At 73.5% G+C, this 15105-nt stretch carries 15 protein-coding genes and 1 tRNA gene; 14 read left to right on the top strand and 2 right to left on the bottom strand.

Annotated elements, in window-relative coordinates:
• Nucleotides 1–59: 59 nt before the first annotated feature.
• Complete coding sequence (locus LIV55_RS03080) at nucleotides 60–1427, bottom strand: transaminase (protein WP_229299139.1); 1368 nt, start codon at nucleotides 1425–1427, stop codon at nucleotides 60–62.
• A gap of 71 nt (nucleotides 1428–1498) precedes the next feature.
• On the opposite strand from LIV55_RS03080, the gene LIV55_RS03075 reads away from it, so the two are divergent.
• The 7 genes from LIV55_RS03075 (at nucleotide 1499) to proB (ending at nucleotide 9806) form a co-directional block, all read left to right on the top strand.
• Complete coding sequence (locus tag LIV55_RS03075; protein ID WP_229299138.1) at nucleotides 1499–2218, top strand: MBL fold metallo-hydrolase; 720 nt, start codon at nucleotides 1499–1501, stop codon at nucleotides 2216–2218.
• Between the two features lie 294 nt (nucleotides 2219–2512).
• Entirely contained in the window at nucleotides 2513–3271 is a 759-nt protein-coding gene (locus LIV55_RS03070; protein ID WP_191563357.1) for a TIGR03936 family radical SAM-associated protein, read from the top strand.
• A 140-nt stretch (nucleotides 3272–3411) separates the two neighbouring features.
• Entirely contained in the window at nucleotides 3412–6228 is a 2817-nt protein-coding gene (locus LIV55_RS03065; RefSeq protein WP_229299137.1) for an Rne/Rng family ribonuclease, read from the top strand.
• A 180-nt stretch (nucleotides 6229–6408) separates the two neighbouring features.
• Nucleotides 6409–6717, top strand: a complete 309-nt coding sequence (rplU, locus tag LIV55_RS03060; protein WP_068274917.1) for a 50S ribosomal protein L21 — start codon at nucleotides 6409–6411, stop codon at nucleotides 6715–6717.
• Between the two features lie 30 nt (nucleotides 6718–6747).
• Complete coding sequence (gene rpmA, locus LIV55_RS03055; protein ID WP_068274920.1) at nucleotides 6748–7011, top strand: 50S ribosomal protein L27; 264 nt, start codon at nucleotides 6748–6750, stop codon at nucleotides 7009–7011.
• An 83-nt stretch (nucleotides 7012–7094) separates the two neighbouring features.
• Nucleotides 7095–8603 (top strand): GTPase ObgE, encoded by a 1509-nt coding sequence (gene obgE, locus LIV55_RS03050; RefSeq protein ID WP_123092821.1) that lies wholly within the window; start codon nucleotides 7095–7097, stop codon nucleotides 8601–8603.
• A 57-nt stretch (nucleotides 8604–8660) separates the two neighbouring features.
• Complete coding sequence (gene proB, locus LIV55_RS03045; protein WP_232311846.1) at nucleotides 8661–9806, top strand: glutamate 5-kinase; 1146 nt, start codon at nucleotides 8661–8663, stop codon at nucleotides 9804–9806.
• A 214-nt stretch (nucleotides 9807–10020) separates the two neighbouring features.
• Here the strand turns inward: proB and pdxY are convergent, their stop codons facing one another.
• Entirely contained in the window at nucleotides 10021–10878 is an 858-nt protein-coding gene (pdxY, locus tag LIV55_RS03040; RefSeq protein WP_191680908.1) for a pyridoxal kinase PdxY, read from the bottom strand.
• 72 nt (nucleotides 10879–10950) lie between these two features.
• Here pdxY and LIV55_RS03035 point away from each other — a divergent pair, with 72 nt between their 5' ends.
• From LIV55_RS03035 to LIV55_RS03005, 7 genes are all read left to right on the top strand, one after another.
• A complete protein-coding gene (locus tag LIV55_RS03035) occupies nucleotides 10951–11253 on the top strand; it encodes a hypothetical protein (RefSeq protein WP_229299136.1) in 303 nt (100 codons plus the stop codon).
• Between the two features lie 27 nt (nucleotides 11254–11280).
• Nucleotides 11281–12573: a glutamate-5-semialdehyde dehydrogenase gene (locus LIV55_RS03030; protein WP_123092823.1), complete on the top strand. Its 1293-nt coding sequence runs from the start codon at nucleotides 11281–11283 to the stop codon at nucleotides 12571–12573.
• 467 nt (nucleotides 12574–13040) lie between these two features.
• Nucleotides 13041–13268 carry a hypothetical protein gene (locus LIV55_RS03025; RefSeq protein ID WP_068274932.1) on the top strand — a complete coding sequence of 76 codons (228 nt, stop codon included), beginning with the start codon at nucleotides 13041–13043 and terminating at the stop codon, nucleotides 13266–13268.
• 2 nt (nucleotides 13269–13270) lie between these two features.
• A complete protein-coding gene (gene nadD, locus LIV55_RS03020) occupies nucleotides 13271–13876 on the top strand; it encodes a nicotinate-nucleotide adenylyltransferase (RefSeq protein WP_264156490.1) in 606 nt (201 codons plus the stop codon).
• On the top strand, nucleotides 13873–14274 hold the full coding sequence (gene rsfS / locus LIV55_RS03015) for a ribosome silencing factor (protein ID WP_123092824.1): 402 nt from the start codon (nucleotides 13873–13875) through the stop codon (nucleotides 14272–14274). Before nadD ends, rsfS begins: the two co-directional genes overlap by 4 nt.
• Nucleotides 14271–14921, top strand: coding sequence for a histidine phosphatase family protein (locus tag LIV55_RS03010; RefSeq protein WP_229299135.1), 651 nt, complete (start codon nucleotides 14271–14273; stop codon nucleotides 14919–14921). The genes rsfS and LIV55_RS03010 overlap by 4 nt, the downstream gene beginning before the upstream one ends.
• Before the next feature lie 76 nt (nucleotides 14922–14997).
• Nucleotides 14998–15070: transfer RNA gene (locus tag LIV55_RS03005), tRNA-Ala, on the top strand.
• Nucleotides 15071–15105 lie beyond the last annotated feature (35 nt).

The following is a 15105-nucleotide window of genomic DNA, read 5'->3' as shown; positions in this document are numbered from 1 at the left end:
CGCACGAGGGCGATGACGACCGTTTGCCATACCTCGGCGAAGGGCGGCGAAGGGGGGAGTCAGCCGCGCAGGGCGGCGGTCACCTCCGCGAAGACCGCGGTGTGACCGGCGACGTCGGCCTCGCTCGTCGTCGGGCACATGAGCGCCATGTTGTGGAAGGGCGTCATGAGGTAGCCGCGGTTGACGAGCGCGAGGTGGAGGTAGGCGTCGAGCTCGTCGTCCGCCGCGGCCGCCGACTCCGCGCCGGTGCGCGGGGCTGGGGAGGCGAAGCGGTACTCGGCGCGCGCCCCGAGCCGGCTCACCGACCACGGCAGGTCCTGGGCGTCGATCGCGTCCTGCACCCCGGCGGTGAAGTCGGTCGCGAGCCGCTCCATCCGCTCGAAGGCCTCCCGCGTGAGGACCTCGCCGAGGGTGGCCCGCGCCGCGGCGAGGCTGAGGGCGTTGCCCGCGAGGGTGCCACCGACCCCGCCGACGTCGACGATGTCGGCGTCGCCGCTCTCGGTGCGCCGCATGACGTCCGCGGCCAGCTCCTCGCTCAGCCCGTAGGCACCGATCGGCACCCCGCCGCCGATGGACTTGCCGATGACGACGACGTCGGGCTGCAGCCCCCACGCGGTCGTCGCCCCGCCCCACCCGGCGGAGAAGGTGTGGGTCTCGTCGATCATGAGCAGGGCGCCGTACCGGGTGGCGAGCTCGCGCAGCCCGCTCATGAAGTCGTCCTCCGGCAGGACGATGCCGATGTTCGTCAGCGCCGGCTCGGTGAGCACCGCGGCGACGTCGCCGTGGCGCAGCTGCTCCTCGACGCTCGCCAGGTCGTTCCACGTCGCCGCACGCGTCGTGAGGTCGAGCGGCACCGGGGGAGCGACGTTGCCGGGCCGGCTCACGGTCGTGCCGTCGGGGCCGGGCAGGGCGAAGGTCTCGTCGACGCTGCCGTGGTAGCAGTGCCCGAAGACGAGGATCTTGCTGCGGCCGGTGACGAGCCGGGCGAGGCGCACCGCCCACCGGTTGGCGTCGGTGGCGGAGAGGGTGAAGCTCCAGCGCGGCACGGTGAAGCGCCGGGTCAGCTCGGCGGCGACCCACTGCGCGTCGGCGGTCGGCAGCATCGTCGTCAGCCCGCCGAGGTCCTGGGCCCGGCGCCGGATCGCTGCGAGGGTGGCGTCGGGGGAGTGCCCGGCCATCGCTCCCGTGTCGCCGAGGGCGAGGTCGACGAGCTCGTGCCCGTCGAGATCGGTGACGCGGTTCCCCTTCGCCGCCTCGAAGCCGAGCGGGAACCCTCCGGCCCACATCCGCATCCACGTCATCGGGACCTGCCCGAAGAGGTTCGTCCCCTCCTCGTGCAGCGCGCGGCTGCGGGGGTTGGCGGCGGCGTAGGCGGCGGTCTCGGTCTGCAGCAGCTGGCGCAGCCGGGTGCGGTCGACGGGTGTCATGAGCACACCGTAGGAGCAGCGAAGGGGGCGCGCGGCCCCCTTCGTCAGGTCGGCCGTGCCACGCTGGTGCGATGGCGCGCGACCTCGTCGTCCCTCTCGCCCCCGGCGTGTGGCGCATCCCGCTGCTCGGCGACTTCGTCAACGGCTTCGTGCTGCGCGACGACGACGGTCAGGTGACCCTGCTCGACATGGGGGTGGCGCGGTCGGGGCCGAAGGTCATGGCGGCGCTCGGGGCGATCGGCGCGGGTCCCTCGGACGTCACCCGGCTGCTCCTCACCCACGCGCACCCGGACCACGCCGGGGGAGCGGCGCACGTCGCACTCGAGACGGGGCGGTCCTTCGAGATCCACGAGGACGACGTCGAGCACGCCCGCACCGGCACCTCGCCGCCGCGGGACCGGACGCTGCGTCTCGGGCGGCTTCTCGACCGCCTCGCGAAGGGGTCCTTCGACCCGGTCCCGGTCGAGCGGGGCCTCGTCGACGGCGAGGTCCTCGACGTCGCGGGCGGGCTGCGGGTCATCCACACCCCAGGGCACTCGCCGGGGCACGCGTCCTTCCTCCACGAGCCGACCGGGACGCTCGTCACCGGCGACGCGATCTTCAACGTGCGCGGGGTGCGGTGGCCGGTCGCGTCCTTCTGCACGAGCTACGCGATGACGAAGGCGACGGCGCACCGCCTCGTCGAGGTCGACTACGCGCTCGCGGCCTTCACCCACGGGCCCGAGCTGCGCGACCGGCCGCGGCAGACGATCACCGACTTCCTCCACCGCGAGGGCCACCTCGAGGGGTGACGGCCGCCCCCTTCGCCCGCTGAGCATGACTTCCCCCGGCTCGGCATGAGTCTCGGACTCGTGCTCACCGGGGGTTTATCGGGTCACCCGAGAAACCTGTGGCTGGTGTGGCGCCCCACCCCCCGACCGGGGCTCGCGGGCCCGCGGTGCCCCCCCCCCCCCTTCGCCCGCTGAGCATGACTTACCCCGGCTCAGCACGAGTTTCATACTCGTGCTGAGCGGGGGTTTATCGGGTGACCCGAGAAACTCGTGGCTGGTGGGGCGTCCCCGGAGCGCCCCGTACCCTTGGTGGCCATGTCACCGCAGCGCACCCCGGACGGACCGCCCCCGCCCCCACCGGTCCAGAAGCTGCGGGTGCAGTACGCCCGGCGCGGGCGGCTGCGCTTCTCCTCGACGCGTGACTTCGCCCGGGCGCTCGAGCGGGCGCTGCGTCGCTCGGGGGTGCCGATGGCCTTCTCCGCCGGCTTCCACCCGCACCCGAAGATCTCCTACGCCAACGGCGCCCCGACGGGGATGGCCAGCGAGGCCGAGTACTTCGAGATCTCGGTGACCGAGCACGTCGACCCGGAGTCGGTGCGAGTCGCCCTCGACGAGGCGCTGCCGGAGGGCATCGACGTCATCCAGGTCGTCGACGCCACGCCCGGGGCGCTCGCCGACCGGCTGCAGGCGAGCCGCTGGCGGATGGTCTTCGCCGGCGTCGAGGTCGAGGAGCTCCAGCGCGTCGTCGACGCCTTCCTCGCGCAGGAGCGGGTCGAGGTGTCGCGCATGTTCAAGCGCGGTCGCAAGAGCTTCGACGCCCGCGAGCCCGTCCGCGAGACCCGTGTCGAGGCCGGTCCCGATGCTCCCTGTGCGATACTGACGATGGTCGTACGGCACACCACACCGGCCGTGCGCCCCGACGACGTGCTCACCGCGCTGTCGCTCGTCACGCCCTTCGCACCGCCGAGGCCACCGATGGTCACCCGGCTCGAGCAGGGGGTCTGGGACGAGGCGGACGCGACGGTCATCGATCCGCTGATGACCGACGAGGACACCGTCGGCCCGATGGGGTGACGCGCTCGGCGCGAGCCTTCACCGGGCAGCACTGACTTCCCGGGCGTGGCACGACCGCCACGCCGAGCCGCGACACGCGGCCGGACGGCCCCTCATCGGGGTTGGTCGTGGCGTCCGGCGGTGCCGCAGGAGGTGCCACCATGGCGACCGACGAGACCAGCACGACCGACGAGACCCTCGAAGAAGGCGTCGCGACGAGCCAGACCCCCCAGGACCCCGCCCCCGAGGCGGTCCAGGACGAGCTCATCGCGGACGACACCGCCGAGGACGACACCGAGGCGGACGACGAGCAGGACGAGCCCGAGGAGCCGGCCGCCAGCGTGCCGAGCTTCGGTCTGCTCTTCCAGGCCCCCGAGCCCGTCGCTCCCCGCCGCGCCCGCCGCGCGGCCTCTGCCCCGCAGGCCGCGCCCGAGCCCCGCCCGCAGGACGACGAGCCCGAGCCCGTCGTCGAGCCGGAGAGCTCGCAGGACGACCGCGCCGCCGACACCGCGGACGACGACGAGCAGTCCGACCAGCCCCGGCGCCGCCGCCGGCGCGGCGGTCGTGGCCGCAACAAGTCTGAGGACAGCGCGTCCGAGGACGAGGGCACCGAGGACACGAAGGGGGAGGCCCAGGCCTCCTCGGACGACGACGCGGCCGAGGCCGACGACTCCGGCAAGGGCAGCGGCAATGCCTCCGGTGGTGGCTCCGGCCGCGGCCGTGGCGGCCGCGGTGGTCGCGGGGGCGACAAGGCCCGCCAGGACGCGCAGGACAAGACCTCCGGTGGCTCCGACGACGCCGACGACGCAGCCCAGGACCACGAGGACGACGACTCCGAGGGCGGCGGCTCGAGCCGGCGCCGGCGTCGTCGCCGCCGCGGCTCCGGCTCGGGCGAGGGTCAGGAGGACCCGCCCGGCACCGTGACGAAGGTCCGCGAGGCCCGCAAGGAGCGCGACGAGCCGCAGGCCGTCAAGGGCAGCACGCGTCTCGAGGCGAAGAAGCAGCGCCGCCGCGAGGGCCGCGAGGCCGGCCGCCGCCGCACGATCATCACCGAGGCCGAGTTCCTCGCCCGTCGCGAGAGCGTCGAGCGCGTCATGGTCGTGCGCTCCACCGGCGAGCGCACGCAGATCGGCGTCCTCGAGGACGACGTGCTCGTCGAGCACTACGTCTCGCGCGAGACGACCTCGACGATGGTGGGCAACGTCTACCTCGGCCGGGTGCAGAACGTCCTGCCGAGCATGGAGGCCGCCTTCGTCGACATCGGCAAGGGCCGCAACGCCGTCCTCTACGCCGGCGAGGTCAACTGGGACGCCCACGGCATCGGCAACGGCCAGCCCCGCCGCATCGAGCAGGCGCTGTCCTCCGGCGACGCCGTCCTCGTCCAGGTGACGAAGGACCCGATCGGCCACAAGGGCGCGCGCCTCACCTCGCAGATCTCGCTGCCCGGCCGCTACCTCGTGTACGTGCCCGAGGGCAGCATGACCGGCATCTCGCGCAAGCTCCCCGACAAGGAGCGCGCCCGCCTCAAGTCCATCCTCAAGCAGGTCGTCCCCGACCGCGCCGGCGTCATCGTGCGCACGGCCGCCGAGGGCGCGAGCGAGGAAGAGCTCACCAAGGACGTCGAGCGGCTCACCACCGCGTGGGAGCGCATCAGCGAGAAGGCCGAGTCGAAGAAGGGCAAGAAGGGCGGCGCCCCGACGGTCCTGCACGCCGAGCCCGACATGACCGTCCGCGTCATCCGCGACATCTTCAACGAGGACTTCTCGAAGATGGTCGTCTCCGGCGAGGACGCGTGGCGCGAGATCAAGGGCTACGTCGACGACGTCGCGCCCGACCTCTCCGACCGCCTCGAGCGCTGGACCGGCCAGCAGGACGTCTTCGCCGGCCACCGCATCGACGAGCAGATCGCCAAGGCGATGGACCGCAAGGTGTGGCTGCCCTCCGGCGGCTCGCTCGTCATCGACCGCACCGAGGCGATGACCGTCGTCGACGTCAACACCGGCAAGTTCGTCGGCTCCGGGGGCAACCTCGAGGAGACGGTGACGAAGAACAACATCGAGGCGGCCGAGGAGATCGTGCGCCAGCTGCGGCTGCGCGACATCGGCGGCATCATCGTCATCGACTTCATCGACATGGTCCTCGAGGCCAACCGCGACCTCGTCGTGCGCCGCCTGCTCGAGTGCCTCGGCCGCGACCGCACGAAGCACCAGGTCGCCGAGGTCACCTCGCTCGGCCTGGTCCAGATGACCCGCAAGCGGGTCGGCTCGGGGCTCATCGAGGTCTTCTCGCAGGAGTGCGAGCACTGCCACGGCCGCGGCATCATCGTCTCCTCCGAGCCGGTCTCCGGCGACGGCGGTCACGACCACGGTCACGGCGGCAACGGCGGGCGTGGCACCGGCGGCTCCAAGGACGACGACCAGGGCGGCTCCGGCTCCCGGTCGCGCCGGGGCAAGGGCCGCGGGTCGAAGGGGGAGGAGCAGCGCTCCTCCGCCGAGCCCGAGCGCGAGCCGCAGGACAAGAACGGCCGGACCGCGGCCCAGATCGCCGCGGCCGCCCACGCCGCCGCGATCAAGAACGTCTCCGGCGAGTCCGCCGAGGACGACGTCGCCGAGCTCGACCTCACCGCGGGCGAGGACGAGGTGGCCTCGGTCGAGGTGCGCGACGACGCGTCGACCTCCGTGCAGGACGCGCCGGCCGAGGAGCCCGCCCCCCAGGTTGCTCCCGAGCCCGAGCCCGAGCCGGCCCCGCGCCGGCGTGGCGGCCGCCGTGCCGCCACCAGCGGCGCCCCGGTCACGCTCCAGGCCGTCGACCTCACCGCCTCCGCGCCGAGCGAGCCGATCACGGCCGTCGCCGGTGCCGTGGGCGGCGCGGCCGAGCCCACCCCTTCGCCCGAGGCCGAGCAGACCTCGACGCCCGCGCCGCGCCGCAAGCGCAAGCGGGTCACCTCCGAGGCCGGCCCGCCGACCGCGGGGGAGTGACCCGGCAGTGACCAGGCCCGCCCTGCCGGGGGCGGGTTTGGCCGGTGGTAGCCCCGCCGGTACTCTTGACCCTTGGTGCGTCCACCGAGCGGACGCCATCGGCCCTTCGCGGGGCGGGTGGACTGTCGGCCGGTCAGACAGAGAGAGCGCGCCACGCACACCGAAAGTGAGTTCCCACTGATGTACGCGATCGTTCGCGCGGGTGGCCGCCAGGAGAAGATCTCCGTCGGCGACACCATCCTCATCAACCGCGTCAAGGGCGAGGCCGGCGACGCCGTCGACCTCCAGCCGCTGCTCCTCGTCGACGGCTCCACCATCACCAGCGACGCCGACAAGCTCGCGAAGGTGACGATCAAGGCCGAGGTCGTCGGTCCCGCGAAGGGCCCGAAGATCACGATCATGAAGTACAAGAACAAGACCGGGTACAAGAAGCGTCAGGGCCACCGCCAGCCGCTCACCCAGGTCAAGATCACCGACATCACGGCCTGAGCGCCACCGAGTAGCGAAGGACTTCCTGACATGGCACACAAGAAGGGTGCATCCTCGACCCGCAACGGTCGTGACTCCAACGCCCAGTACCTCGGCGTCAAGCGCTTCGGCGGCCAGGTCGTCGGCACCGGCGAGATCATCGTCCGCCAGCGCGGCACGCACTTCCACCCGGGCGACAACGTCGGCCGCGGTGGCGACGACACGCTGTTCGCCCTCGCGGACGGCACCGTCCACTTCGGCACCAAGCGCGGCCGCAAGGTCGTCAACATCGTCCTCGCGGACAGCGCCAGCTGATCGCCCGCAGGCACCACGTCGAAGGGGGTGGGTCAGCGCCACGCTGACCCACCCCCTTCGTCTACCCCCAGGAGAAGAAGCAGATGACGAACTTCGTCGACCGGGTCGTCCTCCACGTCGAGGCCGGCAAGGGAGGCCACGGCGTGGCCTCGGTCCACCGCGAGAAGTTCAAGCCGCTCGGCGGCCCGGACGGCGGCAACGGCGGCAACGGCGGTGACGTCGTGCTCGTCGTCGACACGCAGAGCACGACCCTGCTCGACTACCACCGCAGCCCCCACCGGCGCGCCAAGAACGGCGCCCCGGGGGCCGGTGACGAGAAGGACGGCGCGGCCGGCGAGGACCTCGTCCTGCCCGTGCCCGAGGGCACGGTCGTCAAGACCCGCGCCGGTGACGTGCTCGCCGACCTCGTCGGCGAGGGCACCCGCTACGTCGCCGCCCAGGGCGGGCGCGGCGGCCTGGGCAACCGCGCCCTGGCCTCGCAGCGTCGCAAGGCCCCCGGCTTCGCGCTGCTCGGCGAGCCCGGCGAGAGCGCCGAGATCGTCCTGGAGCTGAAGTCGCTCGCCGACGTCGCGCTCGTCGGCTTCCCCTCCGCCGGCAAGTCCTCGCTCGTGTCCGTCCTGTCGGCGGCGCGACCGAAGATCGCCGACTACCCCTTCACCACCCTCGTCCCGAACCTCGGCGTCGTCACGGCCGGCTCGATGCGCTACACCATCGCCGACGTGCCCGGTCTCATCCCCGGCGCGAGCGAGGGCAAGGGCCTGGGCCTGGAGTTCCTGCGCCACGTCGAGCGCTGCTCGGTGCTCGTCCACGTCGTCGACTGCGCGACCCTCGAGCCCGACCGCGACCCGATGAGCGACCTCGACCTCATCGAGGCCGAGCTCGCCGCCTACGTCGGCGACGACGCCCTCGGCGGCATCCCGCTCTCGGAGCGCACCCGGGTCGTCGTGCTCAACAAGGCCGACGTGCCCGAGGCCCACGAGCTCGCCGAGATGGTCACCCCGATGCTCCAGGAGCGCGGGCTCGAGGTCTTCACGGTCTCGGCCGTCGCCCACACCGGCCTCAAGGAGCTCTCCTTCGCGCTGGCCCGCCACGTGCAGCAGGCGCGTGCCGACATCGAGCGAGAGGTCGTCCCGCAGCGGGTCGTCCTGCGCCCGAAGGGGGTCGACGACTCCGGCTTCGTCGTGCGGCGCGAGCGCACCTCCGACGGCGAGGTCTTCCGCGTCATCGGCGAGCGCCCGACTCGGTGGGTGCGCCAGACCGACTTCAGCAACGAGGAGGCGGTGGGCTACCTCGCCGACCGGCTCTCGCGCGCCGGTGTCGAGGACCAGCTCGTCAAGGCCGGCGCCGTCGCCGGCTCGACCGTGCTCATCGGCCCCGAGGACGACGCCGTCGTCTTCGACTGGGAGCCCACCCTCGTCGGCGGTGCCGAGCTGCTCGGCGGTCGTGGCACCGACGCGCGTCTCGACCCCAGCGACCGGCGCACCAACGCCGAGCGGCGCGAGGAGTTCCACGCCCGCAAGGACGCCCAGAGCGCGGCCCGCGAGGAGCTCGCGGCCGAGCGCCGTGCCGGTCACTGGACCGACGAGGACTGACGCGGCCACAGGCCGCAGACTGGGGCGCGTCCCCGACGCCCGGACCCGAGGAGCACCGTGACGCCGCTGGAGGTCACCGACGAGCAGGCCCGTGAGCGGGTCGCGTCCTCGCGACGGGTCGTCGTCAAGGTCGGCTCGTCCTCGCTCACCTCGGCCGACGGCGGGCACCTCGACCTCGACCGGCTCCGAGGCGTCGTCGACGCCCTGGCCGGCCGCGTCGCGCTCGGCGCGCAGGTCGTCCTCGTCTCCTCCGGGGCGATCGCGGCCGGTCTCGGGCCGCTCGGCCTGCCGTCGCGCCCGCGCGACCTCGCGACCCAGCAGGCGGCGGCCAGCGTCGGCCAGGGGGCGCTCGTCGCCGCGTACGACCAGGCCTTCCGCCGGCACGGGCTGACCGTCGGGCAGGTGCTGCTGACGGCCGACGACACGACCCGGCGCACCCACTACACGAACGCGCGGCGCACCCTCGACCGGCTGCTCACGCTGGGGATCCTGCCGGTCATCAACGAGAACGACACCGTCGCGACGAGCGAGATCCGCTTCGGCGACAACGACCGGCTCGCCGCCCTCGTCGCCCATCTCGTCGGCGCCGACGCGCTGCTCTTGCTCACCGACGTCGACGCGCTCTACACCGACAAGCCCGGGCGTCCGGGCGCTCGCCGCATCCCCGTCGTGCGCGGCCGCGAGGAGCTCGACGCCGTCGACGTCAGCGCGCGCGGCTCACGCGTGGGCACCGGCGGCATGCAGACGAAGGTCGAGGCCGCCTCGATCGCGGGCGCAGCCGGCATCACCGCGATGCTCGCCTCGGCCGCCGACGTCGCACCGGCCCTGGCCGGCGAGGACGTCGGCACCGTCTTCGTGCCCGCGCAGCGGCGCCGGGCCCCGCGCACGTGGTGGCTGCAGCACGCGACGACCTCGCGCGGCGAGCTCGTCGTCGACGCCGGCGCCGTCACGGCCCTCACCCAGCGCGGCAAGTCGCTGCTGCCCGCGGGCATCGTCGAGGTGCGGGGCAGCTTCGTCGACGGCGACCCCGTCGACGTCGTCGGCCCCGACGGCACGGTCCTCGGTCGCGGCCTGAGCAACTACGGCTCGGTCGAGCTGCCGCTCATGCTCGGGCGCTCGACGAAGGAGATCGCCGCCGACCTCGGGCCCGAGTACGAGCGCGAGGTCATCCACCGCGACCACCTGGCGCTCCACCCCCGCTGACCGGCGCGGGCACCCCTTCGCCCGTCGTGGCCGGGCAACCGGCCGGCGACCGGGACACCCGGCTCTGACCGGGACACGTCCCGGTCACCCCGAGGTGTCCCGGTCGGCCCGGGGTATCCCGGTCCTGGCCGCATCCCCTGGCCGTCATCGACCCATGACGAAGGGGGAGCCGGTCGGCTCCCCCTTCGCGCTGTCCTGCGGTGCGTCTCGCGGCTCAGCGCACGCGGGTGACCTCGAACTGCATCCGGGGCGCGGCGAGGTGCTCCTGGGCCTGGACGAGCTGGAGCTCGCGGCGGCCGGAGTCGAGGGTGGTCTTGACGAGGTCCCACACGCTCGAGGCGGTGCGGCCGAGGGCGAGGGCCGGGTCACCGGTCTGCAGCAGGTGGGTGGTGAAGAGGGCGGCGGTGACGTCGCCGGAGCCGTTGCACTTGATCGGCAGGTGCTCGGTGCGCACGACCCAGGCCCCGTCGCCGTGCACCGCGAGCATCTCGATGGTGTCGTCGGGGCGGTCGGGCTGGAGCACCGAGGTGACGAGCACCGTCGAGGGGCCCATCGCGCGGGCGGCGTCGACGGAGGCGAGCGTGCTCTCCATGTCGTCGGGCTCGGTGCCGGTGAGGAAGCCGAGCTCGAACTGGTTGGGCGTGATGAGGTCGGCCTGCGGCACGACGCGCTCGCGCAGGAGCACGGGGATGTCGGGGTGGACGAAGCAGCCCGACTTCGCGTTGCCCATCACGGGGTCGCACGCGTAGATCGCGTCGGGGTTGGCCGCCTTGACCTGGGCGACGGCGTCGAGGACGACGTCACCGATCTGGGTGCCGCCCTGGTAGCCGGACAGCACCGCGTCGACCTCGGGGAAGGCCTCGCGCTCGCCGACGCCGGTGATGACCTCGCGCACGTCGTCGGCCGGCAGCATCGGGCCGCGCCACTGGCCGTACCCGGTGTGGTTGCTGAAGACCACCGTCGAGACCGGCCACACCTCGACGCCGAGGCGCTGCATGGGGAAGACGGCGGCGGAGTTGCCGACGTGGCCGTAGGCGACCGAGGACTGGATGGACAGGATCGTCGTGCTCACCGGCCCATCTTGGCACTGCGAGGGCGCACCATGGACACCGTCCGCCCACGCGACCGTCCCCGAGGAGCCCCGATGTCCGCAGCCCTCGTCCTGCCGCTCCTCGCCGGCCTGCTCGTCGTGCTCGTGGCGGTCGTGGCCCTCGTCGTCCTCGTCGTGCGCTCACGGCGGCGCGCGGAGGAGGCGCGCCGGCAGGAGCACCGACCGCTCGACCCGAGCGTCATCGAGTGCTTCCCGACGGGCTACCAGCCGCCCGCGCGACCCGGTGCGGGGGGAGCGGGCGAGGCCGCCCCGGACCCGGCGGGACCCGCCCCGGACCCGGCGGGACCCGCCCCGGGCGCGTCGACCGGTCGCCGGTCGGACGACCCGACCGGCTGAGCGCCGTCGTCGCCTAGATTTGTCGTCATGACCGCCACGACCGCCGGACCGGCGCAGGCCAGCCCCGAGGACGTCGAGCTCGTCACCGCGCTCGCCACCCGCTCTCGCGTCGCCGCCCGCCGTCTCGCCCTGCTCACCCGCGCCGAGAAAGACGCCGCCCTCCACGCGCTCGCCGACGCCCTCGACGCGGCGAGCGAGCAGGTCGTCGCCGCCAACTCCGAGGACGTCGAGCGCGGCCGCTCGCAGGGCATGGCGCAGAGCCTGCAGGACCGCCTGCGTCTCGACCCGGAGCGGGTCGCCGCGGTCGCCCAGGCGCTGCGCGACGTCGCGGGGCTGCCCGACCCGGTCGGCGAGGTCGTGCGCGGCTCGACCCTGGCCAACGGGCTGCAGATCCGCGAGGTCCGCGTGCCGATGGGCGTCGTCGGGATGATCTACGAGGCCCGTCCCAACGTCACCGTCGACGCCGCCGGTCTCGGGCTGAAGTCCGGCAACGCCGTCATCCTGCGCGGCGGCAGCGCCGCGGCGAGCAGCAACCGCGTCCTCGTCGACGTCATGCGCTCGGCGCTGACGACGGTCGGGCTGCCCGCCGACGCCGTGCAGCTGCTCGAGGGCGGGCACGGGTCGGTCACAGCCCTCATGCGGGCCCGCGGGCTCGTCGACCTGCTCATCCCGCGCGGGGGAGCGGGCCTCATCCAGTCCGTCGTCCTCGGCTCGACCGTGCCGGTCATCGAGACCGGCATCGGCAACTGCCACGTCTACGTCGACGCGGCCGCCGACCTCGAGCAGGCGCGGGCGATCACGATCAACGCCAAGACCCACCGGCCGAGCGTGTGCAACGCCGCCGAGTCGCTCCTCGTCCACCGCGCCGTCGCCGCGGACTTCCTGCCGGTCGCCCTTCGTCAGCTGTGCGACGCCGGGGTGCGCCTGCACGTCGACCCCGCCACGGCGGCCCTCGCCGGCGACGTGCCGACGGAGCCGGCGACCGACGAGGACTACGCCACCGAGTACCACGGCCTCGAGATGAGCGTCGCCGTCGTCGACGACCTCGACGCGGCGCTCGAGCACGTGCGGCGCTTCGGCTCGGGTCACAGCGAGGCGATCGTCACCCAGGACCGCGGCGCGTCGCGCCGTTGGGTCGCCGAGGTCGACGCGGCCGCCGTGCTCGTCAACGCGAGCACCCGCTTCACCGACGGGGGCGAGTTCGGCTTCGGTGCCGAGATCGGCATCTCGACCCAGAAGCTGCACGCCCGGGGGCCGATGGCGCTGCCCGAGCTGACGACGACGAAGTGGGTCGTCGAGGGCGAGGGCCACGTGCGCTGACCCGCGCGGACGACGCGCCGAGGGCCCCTTCGATCGTCTCGAAGGGGCCCTCGCGCCGTCGGACCAGCCGGCCGGGTGGGCTCCGCGGTGACGTGCGGCGGCGCGGGGCGCCGGGCGATCCGAGTCGAGCCCCCGGGGTCCGTCCCTGCGGTCACCCGGCAGCCCGGAGGCCGTCGTCGCGCTCGCGCGCCGGTGCAGGTGCGTTATCCCTGGGACCCGTTGCCGCCCAGGCCCCCGGGCGAAGGGGGGCGCCGGGCTTGGGTGCACCCGCTTGTCTACTCCTGGGTACCGCGACGGGGCAACCGCGCCGGGCGCCCGGTCGACGAACGGTGGACGGACCCGGGTTGTCCCCAGCGAGAGGCCCATGACCTCGTCGCCGTGCACACCCCTGTGCACGACGACGGTGGACAAGTCGGGCCGACGACGCCGCGGGGCGGGCCGGGCGCGGGGCCCGGTAGGCTGGGGCCATGCTGAGCACCTTCGTCTCGTACGCCGCCGAGGCCGCCCCCGAGCACCACATCGAGCTGCCCTTCAGCCACTGGGGCTTCGGTGGCATCGCGCTCGCGGTCTTCGCCTTCATGCTCGGGTCGCTGTGGTCCTTCCGCAACACCGCGAACAAGGTGCCGCACACGACCGAGCACGCCCCCGGCGCGCACGACCACGACACCCCCCACGAGGGCCCGGGCCAGCACTGACCATGCGCCTCGGCGTCATGGGTGGGACCTTCGACCCCATCCACCACGGGCACCTCGTCGCGGCCTCGGAGGCGCAGTCGTTGCTCGACCTCGACGAGGTCGTCTTCGTCCCCACCGGGCAGCCCTGGCAGAAGGCGGAGCGCACGGTCAGCCCGCCCGAGCACCGCTACCTCATGACGGTCGTCGCCACCGCGAGCAACCCGCGCTTCACCGTGAGCCGGGTCGACATCGACCGCGACGGACCGACCTTCACCATCGACACCCTGCGCGACCTGCGCGCCGCACGACCGGACGACGAGCTCTTCTTCATCACCGGCGCCGATGCGCTCGCGCAGATCCTGTCGTGGAAGGATGCCGACGAGCTCTTCGAGCTCGCGCACTTCGTCGGCGTCACCCGCCCCGGCTACGAGCTCAGCGAGTCGGGGCTGCCGCAGGACCGGGTCACCCTCCAGGAGGTGCCCGCCATGTCGATCTCCTCGACGGACTGCCGTGACCGCGTCGCCGAGGGCGAGCCGGTCTGGTACCTCGTGCCGGACGGCGTCGTCCAGTACATCAACAAGTACGCCCTCTACACCCGACCCACTGATGGGGAGCCCACCACCTCGTGACTGCCAGCACCCGAGCCGTCGAGCTCGCCACCGTCGCCGCCCGTGCCGCCGAGGACAAGATCGCCGAGTCGGTCGTCGCCCTCGACGTCAGCGGGCAGATGCCCCTGACCGACATCTTCCTCATCGTCTCCGCGGACAACGAGCGCCAGGTCGCCTCCATCGTCGACGCCGTCGAGGACGCCCTGCGCGACGTCGGCGCGAAGCGCCTCCGCCGCGAGGGGGCCCGCGAGTCGCGCTGGGTCCTGCTCGACTTCGGCGACGTCGTCGTGCACGTCCAGCACGAGGAGGAGCGCGCCTACTACGAGCTCGAGCGGCTCTGGCGCGACTGCCCGGTCCTCGACCTGCAGACGGGGTCGCCGGCCGCCGGCGCCCCGGACGAGACCACCGACCCCTCGTGAGCCGGCCGCGTCGTCTCGTCGTGCTCCGGCACGGCGAGACCGACTCCAACGCGCGCGGGATCTGGCAGGGCCAGCTCGATCACGAGCTCTCCGAGCGGGGGCACGCGCAGGCCCGCGCGGCCGCGCAGGCGCTCGTCGCGCTGCAGCCCTCGCGGGTCGTCGCCTCGGACCTGCTCCGGGCTCAGGTGACCGGTCGTGACGTCGCGCAGGCGTGCGGCGTGCCGATCACCCTCGACGAGCGGCTGCGCGAGATCCACGCCGGCGACTGGCAGGGCCTCACCGGGGCCGAGGTGCGCGAGCGCTACCCCGAGGACGCCGAGCGCCTGCTGAGCGGCGAGGACTTCGTGCGCGGCGGCCACGGCGAGAGCGTCGCCGACGTCGCCGAGCGCTCCCGGGCCGCGGTCTCGGAGGTCGTCGCGACCATGGCGCCGGGCGAGTGCGTCGTCCTCGCGACCCACGGGGTCACCGGCCGCACCCTCGTCGTCGACCTCGTCGGCCTCGACCAGCAGCAGGCCTGGCTCGCGCTGGGCGGGCTGCGCAACTGCCACTGGGCGCTGCTCGAGGAGGGACGCGCCGGATGGCGCGTCGTCGAGTGGAACGTCGGGGCCCCACCGGACGCGACAGCGGCCGAGAGCGTCATCGCCTGACCGCTCGATTTGGTGGCGAAGGGGTAGGCATGGGTACTATTCCGCAGTCCCCACAGGGGGCGCGAGCATCACGCTCGGGGCTGTAGCGCAGTTGGTAGCGCACCTCCATGGCATGGAGGGGGTCAGGGGTTCGAATCCCCTCAGCTCCACCCGTGAGACGAAGACCCGGACCGGATCGGTCCGG

Origin of the sequence: Janibacter melonis (genome assembly GCF_020567375.1) — a bacterium.
In the GTDB taxonomy this organism is placed as follows: Bacteria; Actinomycetota; Actinomycetes; order Actinomycetales; family Dermatophilaceae; genus Marihabitans; species Marihabitans melonis.
The sequence above is the reverse complement of the archived record's forward strand: the minus strand, read 5'-3'. Positions and strand labels throughout refer to the sequence as shown.

What these genes read in the sequence shown, in the direction of transcription:
- LIV55_RS03080 (WP_229299139.1), bottom strand. Translation starts at nt 1,427, where the DNA reads ATGACACCCGTCGACCGCACCCGGCTGCGCCAGCTGCTGCAGACCGAG.
- LIV55_RS03075 (WP_229299138.1), top strand. Translation starts at nt 1,499, where the DNA reads ATGGCGCGCGACCTCGTCGTCCCTCTCGCCCCCGGCGTGTGGCGCATC.
- LIV55_RS03070 (WP_191563357.1), top strand. Translation starts at nt 2,513, where the DNA reads ATGTCACCGCAGCGCACCCCGGACGGACCGCCCCCGCCCCCACCGGTC.
- LIV55_RS03065 (WP_229299137.1), top strand. Translation starts at nt 3,412, where the DNA reads ATGGCGACCGACGAGACCAGCACGACCGACGAGACCCTCGAAGAAGGC.
- rplU (WP_068274917.1), top strand. Translation starts at nt 6,409, where the DNA reads ATGTACGCGATCGTTCGCGCGGGTGGCCGCCAGGAGAAGATCTCCGTC.
- rpmA (WP_068274920.1), top strand. Translation starts at nt 6,748, where the DNA reads ATGGCACACAAGAAGGGTGCATCCTCGACCCGCAACGGTCGTGACTCC.
- obgE (WP_123092821.1), top strand. Translation starts at nt 7,095, where the DNA reads ATGACGAACTTCGTCGACCGGGTCGTCCTCCACGTCGAGGCCGGCAAG.
- LIV55_RS03035 (WP_229299136.1), top strand. Translation starts at nt 10,951, where the DNA reads ATGTCCGCAGCCCTCGTCCTGCCGCTCCTCGCCGGCCTGCTCGTCGTG.
- LIV55_RS03030 (WP_123092823.1), top strand. Translation starts at nt 11,281, where the DNA reads ATGACCGCCACGACCGCCGGACCGGCGCAGGCCAGCCCCGAGGACGTC.
- LIV55_RS03025 (WP_068274932.1), top strand. Translation starts at nt 13,041, where the DNA reads ATGCTGAGCACCTTCGTCTCGTACGCCGCCGAGGCCGCCCCCGAGCAC.
- nadD (WP_264156490.1), top strand. Translation starts at nt 13,271, where the DNA reads ATGCGCCTCGGCGTCATGGGTGGGACCTTCGACCCCATCCACCACGGG.